Raw genomic sequence first — 23,599 nt, forward strand, 5'->3', positions numbered from 1 at the left:
TCACGCCCAGTTCGCAAGCTGATGGCAAGCCTTGCGGATCGTGTCGTGATGCTTACAGAACGCGAAGCGCACGAGCCCCTTCGTCACTGCATGATCCTGACAGAACGACGAGGGCGGGATCGTTGCGATCCCAGCATCTGTGATCAGCTTCTGGCACACTTCGCGATCGTTCAACGAACCAAGTGACGGCATGCTGGAATAATCCGCCATGACGAAGTACCCAGCGGGTGCATGAAAGACACCGAATCCGGCGCTCACGAGAGCTGCTGACAGCTCGTTGCGCATCATGCGGAGATGATCGCGCAGTCGCGACACATGCGGCAACCCGGCGCTGATGATGCTCGCTGCAGCATGCTGTGTTGGCGTGTGCGTTGCAAACGTGAGAAACTGATGTGCTGAGCGGACTCCAGCACTCAGTTCAGCTGACGCAATCGTCCATCCAACCTTCCAGCCGGTCACCGAACAGGTCTTTCCGATGCTTGAACACACAACGGTTCGATCTGCCATATCCTGAAGCGTCATCGGCGAGAGGTGCTCGGCAGAATCATCGAGCACGAGATGCTCGTACACCTCGTCTGAGATGAGAATCAGGTCGTGCTCACGGCAGATGCTCGCGATTGATTCGAGTTCGTCGCGCGAGAACACCTTACCCGTTGGATTGTGCGGGGTGTTGAGCACCATCGCCCTTGTACGAGGTGAGACAGCATTTCGTATCTGTTCTGGATCAAACTCGAACTGCCCCGTTGATCGATTCGGAGCAAGCTGGACAAACTTCGGGGTCACCCCCGCCATCGCGCAGCCCGCAAGATACGCGTCGTAGTACGGCTCCATCAGGATCACTTCATCGCCGGGCTCAAAGAGCCCGAGGAATATTGCCGCGAGTGCTTCCGTGCATCCCGTTGTCACTGTGACCTGCGACATTGGATCGACTTCAATGCCTGTGCGTTCTCTCCAGTCGTTTGCGATCGCGCTGACAAGCACAGGCTCGCCAGCGGATCGTGCATACTGGTTCTTTCCGACACTGCCAACACCAACCGCATCGATCATCGCCTGCTTGAGTTCGTCTGGACCGTCAAAGTCTGGAAAACCCTGCGAGAGATTCACCGCGTTGTGCTCGTTGGCAAGGCGCGTCATCTCCGCGAAGATGGTTGTGCCGAACGGTGCAAAGCGGGATGCGATCTGTGCGTGCATGCGAAATCTCAGTCAGGTTGCATCACTTGTAGGTCTTGCCGTTGTGCATGATCCACCCGTCCTCATGCCAGCCCTTCGGATCGTGGTGCGTCCAGTGCATCGTGCCGCCCTGCTCGGACCACTCGTACTCGCCATAGATCACAACCTCGTCGCCCTCCTTGACAGGAACACGATCGGCGAGGTCAATGTTGTGCGCGATGAGCACGGTGTTGCCATCGGAAAGCTGGAGAATGAATCTCTGGTGCCGGCTGCCCTCGTTGTCATCGGGGAGGGTCTTGCGGACGCGTCCTGTGATCTCCATCTGAAGATCGCTTGTGCCATTCTCGTATGCTTCTCTCACCTTTGCTGCTGATGCCTCTCTGATGCTCTGCGCGGACTGGGTTGCTGTGGTGGTTGGTGTCTGCTTTGGTTCGGACTTCTGCGCTTTGGTCGTTGTCGGCTGGGATGATGTTGAAGGTGCAGGGTCTGGTTGCGGTTTGGAGGTATTGCTCGCCGTCTGCGTCTGCTGGGTGGACTGCTGCTGGGTTTGTGCTGGCAGCCCCAGCTTTGCTCTGATCGTCGGATTCGCAAGCGCGAGCCCGATGAGCGCGACGACAATACCGCCGATCGTGAGTTTCTGTTTGCCGCCCGGTTTACGCGATTGATCTGCCATTGTTGAGTATAGGTTGTTGGTGCCACTTTCGCGTCCATCTGCCCTAACCTATCCCCATGTCCAGCACGCCCGATACCGTCCCCTCCGCTGCTGAGTTTGAGAAACTCGGCATGTTCTATCTCGGTCGCGAACTGCCGTCACTCGACGCGGACAGCGATGACCAGTCACCCACCAGAACACTGCTCTACGACTCGCGCGATCTTGTCACACACGCACTCTGCGTCGGCATGACCGGCAGCGGCAAGACCGGACTGTGCATGTGCCTGCTCGAAGAGGCAGCGATCGACGGGATCCCCGCGATCGTGATCGATCCGAAGGGTGATCTCTCGAACCTGCTTCTCACCTTCCCTGAACTGCAGCCCGAAGACTTCAGGCCGTGGATCAACGCCGATGACGCGCGACGAAAGGGAGTCTCGCAGGACGAATACGCAAAGAAGCAGGCCGATCTCTGGAAGAACGGACTCGGCAAGTGGGGACAGGACGGCGAACGCATCAAACGCCTGCGCGATGCGGCAGACTTCATGGTGTACACGCCAGGGTCCAGCTCCGGCATGCCGGTATCGGTACTGCGCTCGTTCGATCCACCAACCAGAGCGGTGATCGAAGATGCAGACCTGTATCGCGCAAAGGTCTCGGGCGCAGTGTCGAGTCTGCTCGGGCTGCTGAAAGTCGAGTCCGATCCTGTCACCGGTCCTGAACACATCTTCCTTTCAGCACTGCTCGATCACGAATGGCAACACGGGCGAACCATCACGCTCGCGGGATTGATCAGAGCAATCCAGCAGCCGCCCATCAGCCGCGTCGGTGTGATGGATCTTGAGATGTTCTTTCCCGAGAAGGACCGTGTCTCGCTTGCGATGAAACTGAACGCGCTTGTTGCCTCGCCCGCGTTCGCAGCATGGTCCGAAGGACCGGCGCTCGACATTGCAAACGCGCTCTACACACCCGAGGGCAAACCGCGTATCGCGATCTTTTCTATTGCACATCTGAACGACGACGAACGCATGTTCTTCGTCTCAACACTGCTCCAGCGCGTGCTGGAATGGACGCGATCGCAGCCTGGCACGACAAGTCTTCGCGCACTTGTGTACATGGACGAGATTGCAGGGTACTGCCCGCCGGTTGCAAACCCGCCATCGAAGCAGCCGCTGCTCACCCTGATGAAGCAGGCGCGCGCATTCGGCGTGGGCATCGTGCTTGCGACACAGAACCCCGTCGATTTGGATTACAAGGGACTCTCGAACGCGGGCACGTGGCTGATCGGTCGATTACAGGCAGAGCGCGACAAGCAGCGTCTGCTCGACGGGCTTGAGAGCGCAGCTGGCGGCTCTCTCGATCGCAGTGCGATCGACAAGGCAATCTCCGGCTTGCGCAGCCGAGTATTCCTCATGAACAATGTCCACGACGACGGGCCGGTGCTGTTCGAGACACGTTGGGCGATGTCCTATCTTCGCGGCCCGTTGACACGCGATCAGATCGGCACGCTGATGGAGTCAAAGAAGCAGGCGTTGCAACAGGCAAAGCCGGTGATCCAGCCCCCATCGCAGCCCGCTGTTGAATCAAGCCACAGCGATTCAAATCAGAAAGAGAACACTGACAAGGACATCACATTACCGCCCGTGCTGCCGAGCGAAGTCAGCCAGTTCTTTGTTGGTTCGAGATCGCGCAAGCCCGCAAAGGCTGAGCTGACGTATGTCCCGTCCGTCATCGGGAGCATTGGTGTGCATTACTCCGATGCGCGGCGCAAGGTTGATTACGCCGATCGCATCATGATGCTGGTGCCGATGCAGGATGGACCGGTCCCAGTTGATTTCGACCACGCAGCACACATCGAACTGACCGAAGATGATCTCACACACGAACCCGATGAGAAGACCACGTTCCAGTCGTTCCCATCCGGAATCATCGACAAGTCCAGCGAGCGTGACTGGAAGAAGCAGTTCACCGACACCATCTACAGGAATCAGCGGCTCACAATCTTCACGAGCAAATCACTCAAACTCATCTCTGAGCCTGACGAATCGGAAGCAGCATTCCAGGCACGGCTCTCGCTTGCAGCCCGCGAGAAACGCGACGAACTCTCCGACGAGCTTCGCGGCAAGTACGGACCAAAGCTTGATGCACTGGAAGAGCGACTGCGCAAGGCAGAGCAGAAGATCGAGGTGCAAAAGTCGCAGGCACGCGGCGCGACAATGTCCGCAGTGATATCCGCTGGCGCTGCTGTGCTTGGTGCGTTTCTCGGAAGAAAGAAGATCAGTTCGTCCACCGTCACAAAGGCTGGAACAGCTGTTCGTGGCGCAAGTCGATCTGCACAAGAGGCTGGCGATGTGAAAAGAGCCAGGGAAGATGCCGAGGCGATCAAAGCGAAGCTCGAAGAACTGGAAGCAGAGTTCAAGGAGGAACTGAAGAACGTCGAGCAAGTGGTCGAGACGCTGGTGCAGGAAGTCGATCGCATTGAGATCGCACCGAAGAAAACAAATATCGATGTGAGAATCGCTGCGCTGTGCTGGCTCGCGCACTGGAAACTGCCCGACGGCACACTGCAAGAAGCGTGGACATGAGTGAGCCCACATCTCCCACCGTTCGGCATGTGCTGATCCTGACGTGCCTGTGCGCGATCGCGTATCTGCCGGGCCTGATCAATCACGGGTTGACCAACTGGCAGGAAGCCCAGCGTGCGCTCGTGTTCCAGCAGATGCACGAGCAGGGCGCGTGGCTCGTCCCGACCGTCCATGGCGATCCATATCTGGCAAAGCCGCCCATGATCTATTGGTGGCAAAGGGCGTTTTCCATGCTGCTGGGCAATCGCACAGATATCCTGCCGTTGCGATTGACAGTCGCTATCGCGGGATGGCTGGGCGTCATCGCAACATACGCTGCCGGCAGGGTCCTGCTTCGATCCGAAGAAGACAATACACGCAAGTCTGCGACCGCATCACTACTTGGTGCATCGATGCTCGCAACAGGGTTGCTGTACGTGCGATCGAGCAGGATAGGCGAACTCGACATACTGCTCACGTGGCCGACCTCGCTCTCTATTCTGCTCTGCTTCGTGCTGATGACGCGCAAGCACACACCAAAGCAACTGTGGATCTGTTCCTTGCTTCTGTTTGCAACAACCGCGTGCGCTGCAATGACGAAAGGGCCGCCAGCAGTTGTTGCAATCGTGTGCGCATTCATCGGCGGGCATGTGCTCAACTGCGCTGTCCATCATGCCCGATTCAGAACGCCGATTTTTCTTGCAGGCGGCGTGCTTGCTTCCATCGCAGCAGTGATCTCGTTCTGGATTCGCGGCAGCCTGCAGAATCTGGATGCAAACGCAATCATCGGGCTTGTCTACGTCATCGCTTCGATCGGCATCATCACGTTTCTCGTTGCGAACGCCTGCACACATCTCAAGGCACTTGCGCAAATCACAAAGCAACCACTCCCGCTTATTGCAATCCTGCTCGGCGCGCTGACAGCTGTCGGATGGATTGCGATCGTTGCCCGGTCCATCGGATGGGACAATGTCCGCAGCGCGATGGAGTATGAGACAGGCGACAACCTGCGTCTTTTCGTGCTCGATGCGCCGATGCACAATATCGAAGCAATGGCATTCGGTGTCGGGCTTGGCTCGATCGTGATGATCGGTGCGTTGTTCGTCGGCACGTTACAAACGCTGAGATCAGGCTGGGGTTTCTGGAAGCAGCTCGATCAAGGCACGCTGTGGATTGTTGCGTGGGTGCTCGGCTCACTCTTTGTGTTCAGCATCATCGGGAAGGGTGTGCCACGTTATCTCACGCCGGTCTGGCCGGGTGTTGCGTTACTAGCAGGTGTTGCAGCCATGCATACGAAGTTGCCAAACCGTGCCACCAGTTCTGTCATCCTGTTAGCATGCGCCATCCTTGCAATCGGACAGGGCTGGTGGTATGGATACGGTCGCGAAGCACGCTTTGCAAACCGTTCACCACGAGACTTGATCCACGCGTTCAAAGCATCTGCAAACGACAACACCGCACTGTTCGCACTGGACCACTGGTCGCCTGCACTCGATTTTTACTGGGGCAAATCCGTTGTGCCAGTTATGGAAAACGGACCGGATATCCATGTTGCGGGTGTACATCCAATATCTCTTAACTCACTGCATGACTTCGTAGCAGAACACACAGCAATCTTTGTCATCGCCCGCCGCGAAGCACGAGCAGAGTACGACACTACATATCCCGCAGGTCGACTGGCTGCGCTAGGCTTTGTTGTGCAGGAGATCGCACAGCTTCCGGCGTACACGATCGACAACGGGCGGAGCGCAACAGTCGTCCTCAAAGTGACCAGGTAAACACTGCCTGCAATCGTCATTTATGGCTGATCGGGCGGGACATCCTGCTCGAGTTGCACCAGTTCGATCCGAGCATAGAGCGTTTCGGTATCACCGTACGCGCCGGTTCCTGGGGGCATGATGATGAGTCGACGGCTGCCTTCTGTCATTCCACGCAAACCAAGCTGCCAGCCAAGAAACTTGTCCTGTCTCACCGGAAGTGACTCACGGAAGATGCCTCCATGTCGCTCTGTATTGTCGGTCATCGAACCACTTCCGATGTGCATGGTGTACTTCAGGAACATGATATTGCTGTCGAATGCTGGTATACCTTCCGGCCTGTAGTAGTCGATTGTAATCACACCTTCGGATAATCGATTCACAATCGCTGGCGACTCAATGCGGGTCCACGGCTCCGGGGTTGTATCAAAGACCGTGTTTCCTTCTGCATCAAAGCCTCGCTCCTGAAAGACAAACGCTGAGTTGGTCTCATCAATCCCATACACGTTGAGCACTGCGTCATAGTACACGGCTCCGTCGCGATCAATGCTTGCGTGTGCAATTGTCTTTGATGTCAGTGTATGTTCATCAAAGTCGTTCACAGCAAAGTCGGCAACAGGGAATAACTCCTCCCGTTTGATCGTCGGAAAATCCTCGGGAGATGCCCACATGCCCGCGAGCACATCTGCACGCTGTTCGACCTTGAAGTTCCACAGGCGCAAGCGCAGTCCATCGTGCGACTCATACACACTCAGTACACGCTGGCTCTTGGGATCAGGACCAAGCATCCCGATCGCGTGCTCAACATACATCGCGTGCGGAAGATCCTGCACCTGAATCTGGCATATCCCCAGTTGTTCGCTGACTTGGGTAGACTCGTCATCAGTCTGTGCCTGACTTGCGCGCTGCCAGACACCAATCATGCGATCCATCACGTCATCTGGTGTCTGTATGACACCCTTCGTTCCTGCGTCCGGATCAACGGGTGTCCGTGAGCCGTCATCAGCATGCTGTGCAAGGACGCATGTGCATGACAATGACAGAACACCCAAACATGCAATGCTAACAAACCGACGCATGGCAATCCAACTCCTCTCAAACCAACCAGTCACTGAATGGAAAGCAGCTGCATTCCACAGCTGCTCTCACACACTCGTTTGCAATAATATTCCACTTCAGGCCAGATCAGGGAACAAAGACGTAACTGTGCTAACAAGATCCTTCACATGGCTGATAGACTCCTCCATGAGCTTTTGCTCGTCGCCCTGCAGTTTGAACTCAATGACCTTCTCAACACCGTTTGATCCGAGCAGTGCAGGCACACCAACGAAGTATCCGCCGATCCCGAACTCCTTCTCGCAGTAGGCCGCTGACGGAATCACTCGCTTCTTGTCCTTGACAATCGCTTCGACCATATCGATCGTGCCTGACGCGGGTGCGTAGTACGCGCTCGTTCCCATGAGTTTGACGATCTCGCCACCACCAACCTTTGCGCGCTCAACGCACGCCGTGATCTTCTCGGCAGGCAACAACTCTGAGACTGGCACGCTGCACACCGTTGTCAGTCGTGGGAACGGGACCATGTCGTCGCCATGACCACCAAGCAGGAGCGCGTGTACGTCTTCGACACTCACGCCGAGTTCCATCGCGATGAACGTGCGATAGCGAGCAACATCGAGCGCTCCCGCCTGTCCCATGATGCGGTTTGTCGGGAACCCTGTTGTCTTCCATGCGGTGTACACCATTGCGTCGAGCGGATTCGCAACAACAATGACAATCGAATCGGGCGCGTGCTTCTTGATGTTCTCGCTGACACTGCGCACAATCTTGACGTTTGTCTGGATCAGATCGTCACGAGACATGCCGGGCTTGCGAGGCAGACCAGCAGTGATCACAACGACATCAGACCCAGCGATGTCGGCGTAATCAGATGTGCCTGTGATCCGCGAATCAAAGTTCTCGATTGGGCCGCAGCATGCGAGATCGAGTGCCTTGCCTTGCGCCACACCAACCCGGTCCGGGATGTCGAGCAGCACAATGTCACCGAGTTCCTTTGCAGCTGCCCAGTGCGCACAAGTTGCACCAACATTGCCTGCTCCGATGACGCTGATCTTTGCCCGACGCATGCAGAATCTCCGATCTGAGGTTGTGGCCCGAACAGGCCCAAAGTGTGGAAAATGTGAGTTCGAGGGGACATCGCAATCGGCTGCCGCCGAGCGAGTGCCAGTATAGGAAACGCTCGCGAAAAGACAATCTATTTTCGGGTTGTGGTCAGGGTAGCAACAACTGTTTTATACCCACAAATCAGTGGCATTCCATACGAAAAGCAGCAACCACGCCAGCACACTCCTTCCTATCGTGATCCATGAACTCGCACACCACGCTCCTGCCGGATGAACTGTCTCAGCGAAACAGATACAAACTGCTCATCGGGTCCGTTGTCCCGCGCCCGATCTTCCTCGTTTCAACCATCAGCCGAGAAGGAGTTACGAATGTCGCACCCTTCTCATTTGCCAATGCGATTAGTGCACAGCCAATGCTCATGATGTTTTGCCCAGCAAACAACGACCATGGTGGAATCAAGGATACGTTACGCAACTGCATGCCGGAATCTGACGGCGGTATGGGGCAGTTTGTTGTCAACATCGTGAGTCACGCTATGGTGCGTCAAATGGCAGCGTGTGCAGAACCGCTTGGTGAAAACGAGAGTGAGTTTGATCTAGCAGGGCTTACACACGCGACTTCGACAAAGGTCAAACCTCCAGGTGTTGCCGAATCACTAGTCAGGTTTGAGTGCGAAACACGGGAAGTACATCGGTTTGCGCCGGATACGCCTGGCGGCGGCAACATGGTCATTGGACAGGTTGCTGCCATTCATGTTCATAGAGACATTCTCGATGAGAGCACGCACATTGATCCGGCTAGACTTGATGCGATTGGACGTATGGGCGGACTCGGCTACTGCACAACGAGAGATCGTTTCGATCTTCCAATGGGAAAGCGCGCACTTGCACCGCAATAGCAACCAAACACTACACCCCCAGCGACTCTGACTCCTCCTTCACAAGAGCCGAGTAGAGTGAAGAAAGCTGCTGGGTGATTGGACTGCGAGTGCCGCTGCCGATGATGTTTCCGTCAATGCGCACAACCGGCACAATCTCGCCCATCGTGCCCGTGCAGAACACCTCGTCCGCATCAAAGAACCGCTCGGGCAGAATGTCATCAACGAGATGCGGGATGCCATGCGTCTGGCACAGTTCAAGCACCGCCGCTCGCGTGATTCCCTCGGGACATGCCTTGGTTGTTGGCGTTTCCACGCGCCCATCCTTCACAAGAAACAGATGTGTTGCGTTGGTCTCCGCAACAAAGCCCTTCGTGTCCAGCATCATCGCATCATCCGCGTCCGTAGCATTGGCTTCGAGCTTCGCAAGGATGGATGTCAGTTGATTGCTCGAATGGATGTGCTGATCGAGCACATCGGCAAACGGCCTGCGCTGCTTCGCGATGATCAATGCCAGCCCCGATTTGTCGTACACCGGTGGCTTGTATTCCGCAAGAACAATCAGTGTTGATCCCATCGTGTTGATGCGCGGATCGAGTCCAGACGTGTACTTCACGCCACGCGTCAGCGTCAAACGAATATGCACGTCGGTTTGCATGTTGTTGGCTTCGAGTGTCCGCTTAATCTGTGTAATGATCTTTTCATCTGACGGGATATCCGTGTACGAAAGCATCTGTGCAGACTTCCGCAGTCTGGCAAGATGTGCTGAGAGCCGAAAGATCTTTCCATCGTACAGCCGCAACCCTTCCCAGACAGCGTCGCCGTTCTGGACGCTCGAATCAAACGGCGAGACCGCTGCATCGTTGCGGTGTGTCAGCTTGCCCGCCACATTCACAATGATGTCAGCATTTCGCGCGTCGTACTTCTGGAGCATGCATCACCTCGACTCAGGTCAATGGTTCGATCTTGTGGTTGTACAAATGCTCAAAGAGACGATCGCATTCTCGAACGAGTGGTACCAATCGTTCGGGCACATCCACGTGCTTCTCTGCGTACGGCTCAAACCCCGTTGATGCTTCCACATTCGCATACCAGTGCTTCGCCCACACACCATCGGTTTCCCGTCTCCCGGGCTGCCACGAGAGCATCTCATCCGAATATGGAACACCGAGCGAGTTGCACAATGCATGCAGCATCCCTGCAGGATTTCTCAGCACGTCCTTTGCCAGCACAACAGGTGGAATATTTCCGTTTGCAGATGTCAGACGATCAAACAACTCAACCTGCTGCGGCAACCCTGTCTCGGGAAGCGTTGGATTCGGTAGCACCTTTGAGAGCGACACGACCATCGGCGCTGGATCGCGAATGAGAAACGCGTTTGTCAACTGCATAATCCAGTCGCGTCCTACATCATCGAGCAGATGATGGGCCATGTGCTTCTGGTACCAGATCGTTTTCTGCTGTGGGATCTCACCTGTCAGCCACGCTGTGACCCTTTGCCAGTCACGATCGTGTGCTGTTATCACTTCATCGGCTCCGGGATGATCGAGCTTTGTTTCATCAAGATAGTGCGAGTAAAGCGGCTCATCCGTCACAAATGTGTCGGATCGCGCGCCCCACGAGCGCAGCATTGCGGTAGATATATTCCGCGGCCCTGACCACATCGCGATTCGTTGCCCATCCATCCGAGATCGTAGTCCGTGTGTGTGCTAACGCACCATCTCGCAGGGCTGATGCAGGACGGGCTGGTCCGCAATCTCCACCAGCACATCGATCGCGTCTCTCACACTAGCGGGAAGCTGGATCGCACCGATGTTCGAATCCGCAGGATTGTCCATCAACTCACGCACCTTCGCGAACGGCCAGGCATCAAACAACTGCTTCGGTCCTGTCTCGACGATGTCCGCATCACCAGCCTGTTGGTGGATGTGATCCAGTTCGATGTCGTGCAGCAGCACCCATGCTCCCGGCGCAAGAACCGGTAGCAGCGCCATCAGATCGACCGTTGCTGCCGGGTGCCGATGATCCGCATCGATCATCGCAAGCTGAACCGAACCAGGCACATGATCCATCGCCGCTTCACGAGCGGTTGTCTGCGTTCGCACATTCACGCTATCAGCAAGAACCGGGCAGATGTCCTGGACGGCAGCACCAACAGCATGAGTCGGATCGAAGTAGCATGTGCGAGTGAGATCGTACGCGTGCACCATCGGTTGCTTGTGCTGCGCGGAGAACAAGTGCAGTCCCAATGTGAATGTAGCGGTTGATACGCCGGATGCAACACCAATCTCGATCACTGTATCTGGCTTTGTCAGTTCAAGCATGTCCCAGATGAATGCTGCATCCCGACTGTTGATGTGTCCGCGCGCCCACGCGGGCCAGCCCGCGTTTTTGCAAAGCTGATCTATCCACGGACGTTCGCGTTTCAAACCCAACTGTGCACGATGCACCGGAGCAGGATCAATCTCATCCGCTTGTACGTGCGTCACAATATTGCTGGTTGTGTGCAGCTGAGCTTTTATTTCAATATGAGTCGCCGCGTCGTCATGATGAACGCGCGATATTGATTCGTTTGTGTAGACAGGAACCACATCCCAGCCGTGCTTCGATGCTAGCAGCTTTGCCCGCTCAATAACCACACTTTCATACCCATCAGATGAGGGGAGCACAACGACGTTGCCTGCCTCAATAGACGGCACCTCATCGGGTGTATATACGGGGATGTCTTCAATCGCGTCAACAGCCGGATTGTCATCGACAATGCACACAAGCTTCAACCGCTGCGTCGGCCATCCCTGCTGGAGCAGCCATCTCGTGTGTCTACCCGCGCCATACAGCACAACGTGCGTGCAATGGCGTTCACAAAGCAGATCTTCGATCTGCTGCCAGTATCGCTGCTTGATCGCATCAGTTTTCCATGTAGCAAACGCGCGATCCGGTGTCGGCAATGAGTTCACCCCACGATGATAACGCACAAGGTTCTCTGCCCGCTCACGCGATTCTGATTGCGTCACACTACTCGGCAGCGCATCAAGCCACGGTGTCCAGTCCGGCGAGATGAATACATCCCTGGAAGCGTTTGTCCATCGCCAGAGCTCGTGTGACTCTGCATGCTGCAGCGCCGCCTTGTTGTCCTTTGCAAGCTGTGCATGCACGGCGCGATGCCCTGCGAGCCAGTGCCCGGCCTTCTCCCCAAGATACTGCGACCAGTACGAAACAACATCGTCCCACATGCGCTCGCGAGCAGCACTAGACACGCTGTCTGGCGTCAACAGCGCTCTCGCAAGCATATCTTCAGGCACCGGTTTCACACACCGGAACGAGAGTGTCGGCGCGCGATACACAAGGTCCAATGGTTCAAAGAACTCACGCAGTTGCCACATGTGGATCGGAATCCATGGCAATCGAAAATCACCAAAGTCTTGCTGCACAACAATGCCACCAGGCACAACGTGGCGAGCAAACGCATGTAGCACTGTCACGTGAACCCGCCACGACTTTGCAATGTCCACAAAAAGCAGTTCGATTGGCTGATCTGATGGATACAGCGAGTTTGTGTCGCATCCCGTCACATATTCGGGCAATCGCCCCTCATGGATGTGCAGCCGATGCAATCGGTGCTGGTGCAGATGCTCGTACTGCTTCCTGAAACTCTCGTTCGGTCGAATGCCGTAGGTTGCAAGTTCCGGCGATGATGTAAACACTGACTCGTCCGGTGATTCGAAGCTATCGTAAACATGGATGAATGCGTCCGGCTGGCTTGATATGCTCAGCCCCTCACACAGCGCGCTTGTTGATCCACCCAGAAAGCACCCAAGTTCAACAACATTCCCATATCCAGATGTCTGTGATGCGAGCCAGTGGATGTAGTTCAGCTCACGCGGCGCAAGCATCGACGGCGCGCAACGCTCCGCTGACATGGGAAGGACCAGACTCGGCGCTGTTTCTTCCCCGCGTGAATCAATAGGAAGAACCCCGGTTAAACGGTCAGTTGCAAGATCACGCAGGCCCATGGTGTCTCCCGTTCACTGTGACAAGGAATCTGTACTACAAATCGACCTGATTCCATGCACAGCACGAGAAATGAGCGGGCTCCGTCTACTTGGTGCAGGTGTACACGAACGCGGGCGGCAGATTGCCCCAGATCACCGGGCTAATTTCAACAGTTCGGAATAATTTGCGCACTGTCTTCCGGAATCCCCACGCTCCCGGGAGTGTGAGCCCGATGTGGTATCCGAACGTGCGGAACTGCCCACCCTCGCGCAGCACCGCGTGGGTCTGCTCCAGAATCTCATCGCGGATCTGCGCAGGGATCGAGGGCCAGCCAAGCCCCGAGATGATGTAGTCCACCTGTTCAATACCCTCATCGTTGCATATGGATGCAACCTTTCGCGCGTCATTATGACGCACATCAACATCAGGCATGACTGTGTTCAGATTCGCAGCCATCCGGTCATTCAGCTCGATCGCAATAAATCTGCAATGTGAGCCATCTGTTTCACGAATAGACCTTGCAACCTGCGACGTGAACACACCAGTGCCAGGGCCAAACTCAATCATTGAGCTGATCTTCGAAAAGTCGATGCCCTCGACCATTCGCCTCGCAAGTTTGCGTGAGCTCGGCGCGATCGCAGCGGTCGAGCGCGGATGCGCAAGAAACTCCTTCAAAAACGCACGGTACGAATGCGGGTTGTACGGCTTTGCCTGCTCGATCTGCTCCATGCACACTCCGTGGTTTCAGGTACCACGCGATCATAGCCCGAGCAGTGTCAGCCGATCCCAGCAACACGAGCAAATGTCATGGACAACAGATCGCCAAACCGTTGCTGATTCTCAAGCGTGTGCAGCAACCCCTGACGGATTTCGATCTCGATACCCGCGTATTCGTCATCGTCGAACAAGGTACGCAGATGCGTCGTTAGCCCGTCATCCGTGCCCTTGTACGGCTCATTATAACGGAACAGGTTGCAGCCATCTTCCAGTTGCATCGCAGCAAGCCATTGCTGACATATCTCAGTCTCGAATCTGCGCGAAGGATCGAACAGCAGCGCACAATCAACCGAACGTACATGCCCATCGAGCACGTCAGTAAACGAATGCACGCTGACATGCAAGATTCGATGCTTCTTGCGTATCTCACTCTCGATCCGCTGCGTGACCATAGATCGGTACGGCAGATAGAACAACTCGATAACTTCCTGCTTCGCAGACTCAGACAAGTCTCGTGAGAACTCGCTGAAGCACGAGGGATTATCAAGCGATCTGTTCAGATCGATCAGAAGTCTGGTGGTCGTCGATGCGATCAATGGCACCCGCAGACGTTCGCTCATCCGTTCCGCAACACCCAGCCCACCGATGTCGTACCCGCGATGCGTTAGCAGAACTTCCTGTGCGTTTGCAAATAAGTGTGAGTACGCACCCGGCACCTCGTTTCCGCCGTGCTCGCACGTCAACACCACTGCAATGGGCTTCTCACGGGACACGAAAAAGCTCTCCGTGCGCGAGGCACTCCGCTAGTTCGCTGTAGACAGTGTGGAGTTCCTTGCGCGTTGGGAATCGACGCAATGGCTTTCCGATGCGTGTCGACAACGTGCCCGCACGGATCATCCGTTGCAGTTGAACTCTCGTCTCGCTTCCATCGGGGAGCAGTTGCTCGACAAGATGCGTCCAGACATCTCCAGCCCACACCATCGACTGCGCGAGCCCGAACGCGCCAAGCAGCTGCTTCTCTCGAATCCTCGTCCGTTCTGCATACTTGATTGTGTCGAGCAGAACAGCGTGCAGTGGCTCGGTCGCAATCTGCTTCTGATCGTCATACGACATCCATCGCTCCTCAACGAGTGCCCTGACAGCAGCAATGATTATCTCAACTACTGCCATATCAGCCTTCGGACATTCCTGGATGTCGATCAGCCGGATCTCGATTGCGCCGCGATCGAATCGCGCCATCCCGCCGCGCGCATTGGCGAACTCGTGACGCAAAATACCCTCGGGGTCGAGCGGCTCAAGTTGCTTGTACAGCACGCCAAGCACATCGCGTTCGAACCCTTCGCGCGTGAACACAGGCTCAGGTATCACAAGGCCCGCCATAAGGGGAACCTGCTTGGAGTTGTTGCGATACACCTCAAGCCGGTAATCGGCGATCGGTGACCAATGCCCGTCAGCAATCGGCGAGCTCGCCGCGATCGCCGGTATCAACGGCAGAACAAGACGAGTTGCAGCGTACAACCGCCCGAACTCGTCATCGTTCGCGAACGGCAGGTTGATGTGCGTGCTCTGCAGGTTGCCCCACCCATGCCCACGGCATCCAAAGATACGGTCATAGGTCGCGTAAATCTCGTTGTTCTCGTGCGGCCAGAGCTTGGTTTCCGTGTCCGGGTTCATCCACGGATGCATGCCCGTTGGCAAAAGCTTGCAGCGCATCGGTTCGAGCAATGTGTTGATCTTTACCACATGACGTTGAAACTGCTCTGAAAGCCCCTGTAATGAAGATGCAGGTTTCTGCGTTTTCAGTTCGACAACATGGAGCGCCAGTTCATTCGACCACGACACGATGCCGTCAGGACCATCCGGCTCGACATCGCTCACGTCCTGCCCCACCGCTGCCTTGAATACCACATCGGCCATCGGCCGAACATCGAGGGTCTCAGCATCAACAATCATGTACTCAAGTTCGACACCGAACGCATCGAACAATCCAAGTGGGAATCGCCAGTCTGTGTGTGACGTACTCATCGAGCTTCAAGCTTCCAGAAAAAGTGCTGCATGATCCTGTTGTACAGTTCGTCGCCGAGTGCAGCATCCTCGACTTCCGAATCGATGTTTGGATTATCATTGACTTCGATCACAACAGGCTTACCACGAACGACTTTCAGATCAACACCATACAGCCCGTCGCCCATCAGGTTCGCAGCTCTAACGGCAAGTTTGACAACCTCTTCCGGAGCATCCTCGATGAACATTGTCTCAGCTCCGCCGGTCTGCACTGTGCCCTCATCACGCTTGACAATTTGCCAGTGATCTGGTGCCATGCCGTACCTGCACGCGAAGAGAGGTTTTCCACCGAGCACGCCGATGCGCCAGTCAAAGTCTGTGGGCACGTACTCCTGAGCAATTAGCATATCAGTGTTCTCGAACATCTCATCCAGTTGTGCTTCGATACCGTGTTCTGTATCAATGCGTTTCACGCCGGCTGAGAATGCGCTGTCCGGCAGCTTGAGCACACATGGAAATCCAAGCGAACGGACCCCCTCAAGGGCTGTGTCTCTGGAGAGGATCAACGTGCGAGGTGTAGCCACTCTGTGCCGAGCCATGGTTTCAGCAAGATAGACTTTGTTTGTGCATCGGAGAATCGACTGAGGATCATCAATCACCACCATCCCCTCGGACTGCGCCCTTCGTGCAATCCGGTAGGTGTGGTGATTGACACCTGTTGTTTCACGGATAAACAGCGCATCAAACTCTGCGATGCGCCCGTACGAATCCTTCTCGATCAGTTCGCTCCGTATCCCGATGGATTCCCCGGCAGCAATGAACTTCTTCAGTGCAGCCATGTCGGAACATGGCATGGGATCATTCGGGTCATACAGGATTGCAAGATCGTACTTGTACGCGGGAGCTTCTTTCCCCTTGCGAGGCACACGCTTGAGATAGTTCTCTGCCTGCTGAATCAGAAACGGCCGGTGTGATTCCGGGATCTCTGACACACCGATGATGCGCACCGAAACAAGCCGCCAGCGCCCGTCGTTCTCGAACTTCGCGCGCAGCAGCGGCGCAGGGAACGCATTGAAGATCGCAAGCGCCAACCGATCGTGGCCGGATGCAAGATTGTGCCCGAAATATACGGAGAGTTCAAATGCTTCGGACTTGATCCGCTTCAGATTCGACTGGATGAGTTCGTCGAGTTCATGCGAGACGAGCTTGATCACGGGCGCAAGCTTCAGATCCTGGATCGCAGCAATCGACGGGAGTGGCCTGTGCCCGCGTGCTTCGGCAAGCAGCGAGACGTAGTACCCAAGCGCCTGATATTTAAACGACCGACAGAGGTTGAATACTTTCCGTCCACGCCCCTGCGCGAACTGCGGATCAGACAGATACTGGTACGACGAGACGATGTCCGCACCAGGGATAGTGATCGGCCAACGCTTTGGATGATCAACTACAAGCAGGGGTTTCATCGCGTCCGTTCTCCGGATGCTTCTGATTTCTTGGGTTCAATCACCAGCAGGTTCGCGTCGTAGGTCAGCACGCCCAGCATGATCGCAGGAACAAGCTGCGACATCGTCACCGTATACCGCTGACGCTGAAAGCCTGGGTTATTCGCAAGTGGATCTGCGACGGAGACCACGCGCCCCTTGGACTCATATCCGTGTATCACCACGAAGTGTCCGGTTGGTTCGCCGCGAATATCGTCGTCGTCGTCCTTCGGCCCAAACTCACGCATGCACTTGTATAGATATGTCGAGCTGACACCGGTCAGGAGGGGCTTACCTGCGCGAATGAACCCTGTGATGAGTGAACTGGTCAGATCACGAAAACGAACATCGCCGCCAAGACGGAGAAACTCCAGATAGCACTCGGTCGCGATACGGAATCTCGGATTGCCTGTCTGCTTTGCAAGCCCCTGCATCTGGAGTTTGTGCGACAGCTTGGCTGAGTCACACTTACCATGCTCGTCGAACCACGTCGGGTCGAACATCTGCAGGTTGAACGTGTACAGCGACGCCTTGTATCCGCGTTTGAGCGCGTGAGTGCCGAGCATCACCGCGAGCGTCCCTCTGCCAGCTTCGTGCGAGTTGAGTGAGCTTGCGGAACGAATGACCTCGTCCAGCGAGATGTCATCGCCCCAGTACTGGTACACAGCGTGCAAACACGTTGGTCCGCACGTCTCATCGTTCGGTTGTGGAAGAATATCGAGCGGCAGCACACTCGGGCGTCGCAGTCGGATGCGCCGTGTTTCTATCCTGGATTTTCCGCGGCGCGCCGGGCGACCGTCCTGAACCATGAAACCACCTCGAAAGGGAGCGCGGTCATGGATGGGCCGCCTCTTGCAGGTGATTGTATCGGCACGGTTCGGGTTGTCATGAAGTCGAGGTGCCCGAATATAAGATTTTGCTCAGCCGATCAGTTGTCGATCCCACCAAACTCTGCCGGGTACATCTTCGCATCGTCCATCACATAGATCCCAACGAGCCAGTTCCCAACCATGTAAGGATCCGAGCGCAACCTGCCCTTCACCGCAGCGTAGGTGGTATACAGATCCTCGTTTCTGGCTGGCTCCTTCAGCGTCACCTCGATCGCGTCATAGGGAGTTGGAGGCACACCGATGCAGCAGCCATCCCATGTGTTCAGCATCAGCAGCATCTCGTCCGACTCGTCGACCACGAATGGGAACGACACGAACCCGCTGAGCTTGATCCACTTGCCCTCAAGCAAGGCAACCCGCTCGGGAAACTCAGACAAGCCGCTGCGTGGCTTGAACGTTTCCTGCAGCGAGGTCAGAAGCTCCCACGGGATCTCATACGGCTCGGCCTCAGTTCCCTTGCCTGTCACAACAAAGCGTCCGTCGAGCACAAGTTCCTGCGTGCTGTTGGCGCTGTCATCTCGCAACTCGATCGACGCTGGCACAACCTCGAACCCAGCAAACTTCTCTGGTGGAGGCTGAAATCCTTTGGGCCTGATCGCATTTCTCGCGGCCTCGCGCGCGGCTTGGACTACCGCTTCGAGCGATTTGCCTTCTGCCCAGTCCCCAAGAGACAACCCTGGCGTTTCAACAAGGGAGCTAATACTTACACCAGCCACGACACGATTGATCACCTGCTGGGTCGATTGGGTGTCTCGAACAAGTACCCCGATTGCCTGCCCGCCGATAGACAGAATGGGCGCACCGACATTGTTCACGCCCGACTCTGTGATGGCTGGATTCTTCACACCGAGTGCGGCGACCTGTCCGACGGTCTGACGTGAACTCACAATAGATTCAAGAATCGCGTGCTCGATGGCAGCCTCACCCGTCTCAGCATCCTTCACATCGACCGGGGGACCGATGAGCATGATCTCCTCGCCGATTAACGGTTCAAGCGGAGACACACGCAAACCGCGATGCAGTTTGGCAGGCACATCCACGTACCCTAGCACGAGATCTGCTTCGACATCCTCGGAGAGTACTTTCTCGATTTTGAATGTATCGCCAGTGTCGAGTGTCAGTGTTGCAGACTTCGCATCCATCAGAAGTGATCGACTCGTCACGAATCTGCCCGGCCCAACAAAGAATCCGGCAAAGGATGGTTTGGCTGTATCCTCAGGCTCGATCCGTACAACACCCGGCGAGAACATTCTCGCCATGTTTGCCAGCAGTGAGCCCGCCGAGTGCTGACGGTTCACCTGCGCGCGCACTGATGGCACGCAGACGATCCACACCAGCAGAAACCCAAGCATCATGAAGCACTGGTTTTTCTTTGTGCGCACACGTTCCTCGCTTTGTGTTCGTGGGATTACCTACCCGAGTGGTTTGAGATTTTTCGCTACGCTCGTGCGATACGCCATCACAGCAGGCACAAGCCCAGCCAGTGTCGCTAGCACCACTGCACCCGCACCAATACCAAGTGTTGCCAACCCCGAAATATTCGGCTGCACCACCACACCCGTTAGCGCCCGGAGCACACTCGTCACCAAAGCGGACCCTGCAAACGCCATCACCAGCCCCAGCAGCGCCCCAAGAATGCCGATCATCATCGCTTCAGCGAGCACCAGCCGAAGCACACGCCAACGACTTGCCCCGAGCACACGAAGCACCGCGATCTGCCGCTTCCGCTGATCCATCGAGTTGTACAACGCGAGCATAATCCCGATGCTGCTCGACACCAGCACCACGCCAGCCATCGCTCGCAGCACGATGTCGATCCCGCCGATAAGTTCAAAGAGCGAGTTCACCTCGGCGGTCGGGTCAGCTACCGTCAGGAGCGGGTTTGACCGCAACTCGCCCGCAATCGCTCCGATCGATGCCGATGTGCTTCGCCCCTCGCGCGTTCTCCCATGCACCATGATCGCGGTGATACGCTGATCGTCGAGTGTCACATCATCGAGTGTTGTTGGAGGTGGATGATCATGCCCCTCGTGGTCGTGATGATCGTGATTATCATGCTCATCGTGTTCGATCAATCCTTCACGCTCACGGCGATCGTGCGCGTGCAGAATCCACGAACTCTCCAGACTCACAAAGACCGCACGATCGTGCGGCGTGCCGGTCCTTGCAAGCACACCAACAACATCGAACACGAACTCATCGTGGACATGCCCTCCAGCACCGCTCATCCCATGCGTGAGCGACATGTGATCGCCTACCTGCAATCCAGTGCTGGAAGCAACATCACTGCCGAGCACAACCTGAAAGTTGCTCTTGAACACCTTCCCGGTCTGCATCTTCCACGTACTTATCTCGCTCGCAGAAGTGCTCAAACTCCGTACGTCGATACTGAACTTCGAGAAAAAGTCCGGTGTCGTCGCGACAACCGGGAACCCCTTGTAACTGTCACCCACAAGCGTCGGCACCGCCCATGCAACGCGGGGATCACGCGCAAGCCGCTGCTGCTCGATATATCCGAGTGAACGCGACGGTGTCCCTGCGTAAAACACCGAGTTCAACACGCTGGCAAGCGGACTCGTGTCGGCTGACACAAGCAGATGCATATTGCCAGACCCGCGCTCGAAGACGGACTTTGCTGACGACCGCAAAGAAACCAGCACAATCATCAGCGCAACCGCAACAGCAACTGTCAGCACAGTCAGAAGTGTTGAGAACCATCGCGACACCATTGATCGCACCACGATCTGCCTGTCAGACATCGCACGCGCGTGCACGCTCATGGGTGTGCCTCCCCGCTCGCGTGCAGGCTCGTATACGACTCGATACGATCGAAGCACGACAACAAGGCAGGATCGTGGCTCACGCACAACAGCGCCGCATTATGATCCTCGCACGCTCGCTGGAGCAGCTCGATCGCATTGCGCGCGTTGTCAGGATCAAGACTCGCGGTCGGCTCGTCCGCCAGCACAAGCGCGGGCTCGCACGCGAGCGCACGAGCAACCGCAACGCGTTGCTGCTGACCAAGACTCATGCTGTCGACCGGCGCGTTCACGCGCTCCAGCCCGAGCGAGCCGAGCAAATCGGCAGCACGCTCGCCGTGCTCGCGCTTTGGCTTTGCCGAGAACATCATCGCCAGCAGCACATTCTCGATCGCTGTAAACCCCGGAAGCAGATTCAATGTCTGGAACACCATCCCGATCGTTCTGCCACGGAACGCGTCACGAGCACCGCTGCCCAGTCCGTGCACATCCTGACCAGCGACCTCGATCCGTCCCTCACTCGGCTCCATCAATCCGGCGATCAGTTGGAGGAGCGTGCTCTTTCCGCATCCGCTCGGTCCTGTCAACAGCACCTGCTCGCGCGAATGCAGCACAAGCTCGTTGATATCGAGCACCCAAGGCCCGATCGCGCCATATCTGAACCGCACACTGTCGACGCGCAGCACACATCTGGCCGCGTCGGCAGGAGTGGTTTGCGTTGTGTGCTGCGTCTCTGCGTCCATATCGAGGAAAGAGTGTAGAAGCAAACCGCATGGATTGCACACATGCGTGCAGTCTTTGCAAAGAACGGGTGATATGCTCTGTGTCTGCGGGCCTGTGGCGGAATCGGCAGACGCGACGGACTTAAAATCTGCTGGGGCTTACGCCCCTTGAGGGTTCGACTCCCTCCGGGCCCACTACGAGAATCGCGGTTTCTCGCTGTACCGGTAGGGTTTTCGTCGTCTTCGTGCTCACCTTCGCTGAGTCTCTCGGAGTCTCCCGAAATCTCTCCCTGAGTGCCGTTTCGCGCCAAGCAATCCGCCGAGTCGCTGAGGTCGGGAAGAGCGGTGAGTGCGTCGAGTTCTGCGGCTCGTTCGGGATGCGTGTAGCGGTCCATCGTGAGCGAGATGGTTGAGTGCCGGGCGAGCATCTGGGCCGTCTTCGGATGAACACCTCCGGACGCGAGATTGGTGATGAAGGTGTGGCGAAGCGCGTGGAAATCAACGACGCGGCCGCGGGTGTCGCGGTCCTTGAGGAAGTCGGTCTTCTCGCGTGCCTCGTGCTCGGCGGGTGAGGGGGCATCGCCCAGCCAAACCTCGCGAGCATTGGCCAGGTCAACCCGGAGCATCTCCGCTACGCGAGTCGCATTGGACCAAAGAAACACGTGCTCGGCTGCATCAGTATCACCCAGTGACTCTGCGAGGTGCTTTGCAGTCTCAGCTCGAAGGGGCAGGAGATCGGTCCGTCGCCTCTTGCTGTAGCTTGCCTCAACGGTGACAGTCGGCGGCTTCGAGTCGAGGTCGAAGCTCCGTCGCGTTAGGCTTCGAAGCTCTCCTGCTCGAAGTCCAGTCTCGACGGCAACGAGGTAGAGAAGGGAGCGGCGCTTTCCGGTGAGACCATTCCTCTCGCCATTCATCGCAGTGGCGGCGATTAGCCAACGAAGCTCATCGGCTGAGAGTGCCCGCCTCTGGCGCTTGTCGTCGGTCTCGGCGTTCAGCTTCGTGAGATGACGGATGGGGCTTGCGGGAGCCCTGCCGTCTCGAACCATCCAGCGAGAGAATGCCTTGATCGCCTGGAGGTAGTAGTTCGAGGTCTGGATGCTGATTCCATCCTCGCCTTCTCTGAGGCCTCGAAGGAAGCTCTGCACTTTGCTTGCTGAGATGTCGCCGAAGTAGACGAAGCGACATCCTTCAAGCACACGACGAACGCGAGTGACTGTGTGCGAGATGTGCTTGGCGGAGTTGCCCTTGGCTTGAAGTGAGCGCTCGTAGTCGTCCAGGTGCGTGCGGAGTGGCTTGGTGACCGCGACTCGTTCACCCTTTACGAGTCCAATCTCAACGAGCTTGTCGCGGGTTCGCTTCGGCAAGTCGGTTAGCCAGCATTGAAGTGCCGGGTCGGTCTGCCCGCCTGTTGCAAGGTGGTAGGCAACGAGCTGCTCGATGTTCTTGCCGAGCTCTTCACTGGCGCGCTTGTTGGTAAACGCTGCAAGGCGGCGTGTCGTCTCGTTCTGGTCACGAAACTCGACGTACCACTTCGATGTCTCGCGGGTTTCGCCTTGGCGTGTTCGGTAAGTGGACTTGAAGAGGCGCACGGTTGCGCTCCTTTCTGGGACTGGGGCTACGCGCCGGTGGACATCTCTTCCCAACGATCGCGGGGTGGGGCACCTGCGGCAAGCCAGGCTTCGAGGACTGTTCGCGGCCAGCGCACTGCGCGGCCCAAGCGGATGGGCTTGGGGAGTCTTCCACTGCTTTGCATGCGAAAGACATGGGCGCGGCTGATTCCAAGCAGCTCCGCCACTTCTTCAGCGGTGAGTGCAAGTCGCGTCGCGTTGTCGTTGTCTGCTGGCATCGGGCTGTCCGTCGTTCGCATCAGTGCGAACAGTGAGAGGAAAAAA

19 protein-coding genes, 1 tRNA gene and 1 pseudogene are annotated in these 23,599 nt (G+C 56.6%); 4 read left to right on the plus strand and 17 right to left on the minus strand.

Going from position 1 to position 23,599, the window contains the following annotated elements; genetic code table 11:
- Together H6815_14665 and H6815_14670 are read right to left on the minus strand one after the other, a co-directional pair.
- Positions 1–1,191 (minus strand): aminotransferase class I/II-fold pyridoxal phosphate-dependent enzyme, encoded by a 1,191-nt coding sequence (locus tag H6815_14665; protein ID MCB9861683.1) that lies wholly within the window; start codon positions 1,189–1,191, stop codon positions 1–3.
- Positions 1,192–1,213: 22 nt separating this feature from the next.
- A complete protein-coding gene (locus H6815_14670; protein MCB9861684.1) occupies positions 1,214–1,843 on the minus strand; it encodes a DUF3465 domain-containing protein in 630 nt (209 codons plus the stop codon).
- Positions 1,844–1,899: 56 nt separating this feature from the next.
- Between H6815_14670 and H6815_14675 the strand changes: the two genes are divergently transcribed.
- Positions 1,900–4,404 (plus strand): ATP-binding protein, encoded by a 2,505-nt coding sequence (locus tag H6815_14675; protein ID MCB9861685.1) that lies wholly within the window; start codon positions 1,900–1,902, stop codon positions 4,402–4,404.
- Positions 4,401–6,161, plus strand: a complete 1,761-nt coding sequence (locus H6815_14680; protein MCB9861686.1) for a glycosyltransferase family 39 protein — start codon at positions 4,401–4,403, stop codon at positions 6,159–6,161. The genes H6815_14675 and H6815_14680 overlap by 4 nt, the downstream gene beginning before the upstream one ends.
- Positions 6,162–6,181: 20 nt before the next feature.
- Here H6815_14680 and H6815_14685 read toward each other — a convergent pair whose 3' ends face one another.
- On the minus strand, positions 6,182–7,219 hold the full coding sequence (locus H6815_14685) for a hypothetical protein (GenBank protein MCB9861687.1): 1,038 nt from the start codon (positions 7,217–7,219) through the stop codon (positions 6,182–6,184).
- A gap of 96 nt (positions 7,220–7,315) precedes the next feature.
- Positions 7,316–8,266 carry a malate dehydrogenase gene (gene mdh / locus H6815_14690; protein ID MCB9861688.1) on the minus strand — a complete coding sequence of 317 codons (951 nt, stop codon included), beginning with the start codon at positions 8,264–8,266 and terminating at the stop codon, positions 7,316–7,318.
- A gap of 239 nt (positions 8,267–8,505) precedes the next feature.
- Between mdh and H6815_14695 the strand changes: the two genes are divergently transcribed.
- Positions 8,506–9,162, plus strand: coding sequence for a flavin reductase family protein (locus H6815_14695; protein MCB9861689.1), 657 nt, complete (start codon positions 8,506–8,508; stop codon positions 9,160–9,162).
- A 10-nt stretch (positions 9,163–9,172) separates the two neighbouring features.
- Here the strand turns inward: H6815_14695 and H6815_14700 are convergent, their stop codons facing one another.
- The 11 genes from H6815_14700 to H6815_14750 all read right to left on the minus strand — a co-directional run bounded on the left by H6815_14700 (position 9,173) and on the right by H6815_14750 (position 21,728).
- Positions 9,173–10,075, minus strand: a complete 903-nt coding sequence (locus H6815_14700; protein MCB9861690.1) for an aminotransferase class IV — start codon at positions 10,073–10,075, stop codon at positions 9,173–9,175.
- Between the two features lie 13 nt (positions 10,076–10,088).
- Positions 10,089–10,805: an HAD family hydrolase gene (locus H6815_14705; protein ID MCB9861691.1), complete on the minus strand. Its 717-nt coding sequence runs from the start codon at positions 10,803–10,805 to the stop codon at positions 10,089–10,091.
- A 45-nt stretch (positions 10,806–10,850) separates the two neighbouring features.
- Positions 10,851–13,154, minus strand: coding sequence for a class I SAM-dependent methyltransferase (locus H6815_14710; GenBank protein ID MCB9861692.1), 2,304 nt, complete (start codon positions 13,152–13,154; stop codon positions 10,851–10,853).
- Positions 13,155–13,239: 85 nt separating this feature from the next.
- On the minus strand, positions 13,240–13,863 hold the full coding sequence (locus H6815_14715) for a methyltransferase domain-containing protein (protein MCB9861693.1): 624 nt from the start codon (positions 13,861–13,863) through the stop codon (positions 13,240–13,242).
- Between the two features lie 47 nt (positions 13,864–13,910).
- Positions 13,911–14,624: an N-formylglutamate amidohydrolase gene (locus H6815_14720; protein ID MCB9861694.1), complete on the minus strand. Its 714-nt coding sequence runs from the start codon at positions 14,622–14,624 to the stop codon at positions 13,911–13,913.
- Positions 14,614–15,876, minus strand: a complete 1,263-nt coding sequence (locus tag H6815_14725) for a glutamate--cysteine ligase (GenBank protein MCB9861695.1) — start codon at positions 15,874–15,876, stop codon at positions 14,614–14,616. Before H6815_14725 ends, H6815_14720 begins: the two co-directional genes overlap by 11 nt.
- Positions 15,873–17,318 carry a RimK family protein gene (locus tag H6815_14730; protein ID MCB9861696.1) on the minus strand — a complete coding sequence of 482 codons (1,446 nt, stop codon included), beginning with the start codon at positions 17,316–17,318 and terminating at the stop codon, positions 15,873–15,875. Before H6815_14730 ends, H6815_14725 begins: the two co-directional genes overlap by 4 nt.
- Positions 17,315–18,145 carry a C39 family peptidase gene (locus H6815_14735; protein MCB9861697.1) on the minus strand — a complete coding sequence of 277 codons (831 nt, stop codon included), beginning with the start codon at positions 18,143–18,145 and terminating at the stop codon, positions 17,315–17,317. Before H6815_14735 ends, H6815_14730 begins: the two co-directional genes overlap by 4 nt.
- A 119-nt stretch (positions 18,146–18,264) precedes the next feature.
- On the minus strand, positions 18,265–19,608 hold the full coding sequence (locus H6815_14740) for a DUF3299 domain-containing protein (protein MCB9861698.1): 1,344 nt from the start codon (positions 19,606–19,608) through the stop codon (positions 18,265–18,267).
- 30 nt (positions 19,609–19,638) lie between these two features.
- Complete coding sequence (locus H6815_14745; protein MCB9861699.1) at positions 19,639–21,006, minus strand: FtsX-like permease family protein; 1,368 nt, start codon at positions 21,004–21,006, stop codon at positions 19,639–19,641.
- Complete coding sequence (locus tag H6815_14750; GenBank protein MCB9861700.1) at positions 21,003–21,728, minus strand: ABC transporter ATP-binding protein; 726 nt, start codon at positions 21,726–21,728, stop codon at positions 21,003–21,005. The genes H6815_14745 and H6815_14750 overlap by 4 nt, the downstream gene beginning before the upstream one ends.
- A gap of 88 nt (positions 21,729–21,816) precedes the next feature.
- On the opposite strand from H6815_14750, the gene H6815_14755 reads away from it, so the two are divergent.
- Positions 21,817–21,902, plus strand: a tRNA-Leu gene (locus tag H6815_14755).
- A gap of 179 nt (positions 21,903–22,081) precedes the next feature.
- Here the strand turns inward: H6815_14755 and H6815_14760 are convergent.
- Positions 22,082–22,753 (minus strand): annotated as a pseudogene (locus H6815_14760) (site-specific integrase).
- A 569-nt stretch (positions 22,754–23,322) separates the two neighbouring features.
- Positions 23,323–23,553, minus strand: coding sequence for a helix-turn-helix domain-containing protein (locus H6815_14765; GenBank protein ID MCB9861701.1), 231 nt, complete (start codon positions 23,551–23,553; stop codon positions 23,323–23,325).
- Positions 23,554–23,599 lie beyond the last annotated feature (46 nt).

It is taken from the genome of Phycisphaeraceae bacterium, assembly GCA_020639155.1.
Lineage (GTDB): Bacteria > Planctomycetota > Phycisphaerae > Phycisphaerales > UBA1924 > JACKHF01.

Coding starts and splice junctions, on each gene's coding strand:
- H6815_14665 (MCB9861683.1), bottom strand. CDS start 1,191: ATGCACGCACAGATCGCATCCCGCTTTGCACCGTTCGGCACAACCATC.
- H6815_14670 (MCB9861684.1), bottom strand. CDS start 1,843: ATGGCAGATCAATCGCGTAAACCGGGCGGCAAACAGAAACTCACGATC.
- H6815_14675 (MCB9861685.1), top strand. CDS start 1,900: ATGTCCAGCACGCCCGATACCGTCCCCTCCGCTGCTGAGTTTGAGAAA.
- H6815_14680 (MCB9861686.1), top strand. CDS start 4,401: ATGAGTGAGCCCACATCTCCCACCGTTCGGCATGTGCTGATCCTGACG.
- H6815_14685 (MCB9861687.1), bottom strand. CDS start 7,219: ATGCGTCGGTTTGTTAGCATTGCATGTTTGGGTGTTCTGTCATTGTCA.
- mdh (MCB9861688.1), bottom strand. CDS start 8,266: ATGCGTCGGGCAAAGATCAGCGTCATCGGAGCAGGCAATGTTGGTGCA.
- H6815_14695 (MCB9861689.1), top strand. CDS start 8,506: ATGAACTCGCACACCACGCTCCTGCCGGATGAACTGTCTCAGCGAAAC.
- H6815_14700 (MCB9861690.1), bottom strand. CDS start 10,075: ATGCTCCAGAAGTACGACGCGCGAAATGCTGACATCATTGTGAATGTG.
- H6815_14705 (MCB9861691.1), bottom strand. CDS start 10,805: ATGTGGTCAGGGCCGCGGAATATATCTACCGCAATGCTGCGCTCGTGG.
- H6815_14710 (MCB9861692.1), bottom strand. CDS start 13,154: ATGGGCCTGCGTGATCTTGCAACTGACCGTTTAACCGGGGTTCTTCCT.
- H6815_14715 (MCB9861693.1), bottom strand. CDS start 13,863: ATGGAGCAGATCGAGCAGGCAAAGCCGTACAACCCGCATTCGTACCGT.
- H6815_14725 (MCB9861695.1), bottom strand. CDS start 15,876: ATGAGTACGTCACACACAGACTGGCGATTCCCACTTGGATTGTTCGAT.
- H6815_14730 (MCB9861696.1), bottom strand. CDS start 17,318: ATGAAACCCCTGCTTGTAGTTGATCATCCAAAGCGTTGGCCGATCACT.
- H6815_14735 (MCB9861697.1), bottom strand. CDS start 18,145: ATGGTTCAGGACGGTCGCCCGGCGCGCCGCGGAAAATCCAGGATAGAA.
- H6815_14745 (MCB9861699.1), bottom strand. CDS start 21,006: ATGAGCGTGCACGCGCGTGCGATGTCTGACAGGCAGATCGTGGTGCGA.
- H6815_14750 (MCB9861700.1), bottom strand. CDS start 21,728: ATGGACGCAGAGACGCAGCACACAACGCAAACCACTCCTGCCGACGCG.
- H6815_14765 (MCB9861701.1), bottom strand. CDS start 23,553: ATGCCAGCAGACAACGACAACGCGACGCGACTTGCACTCACCGCTGAA.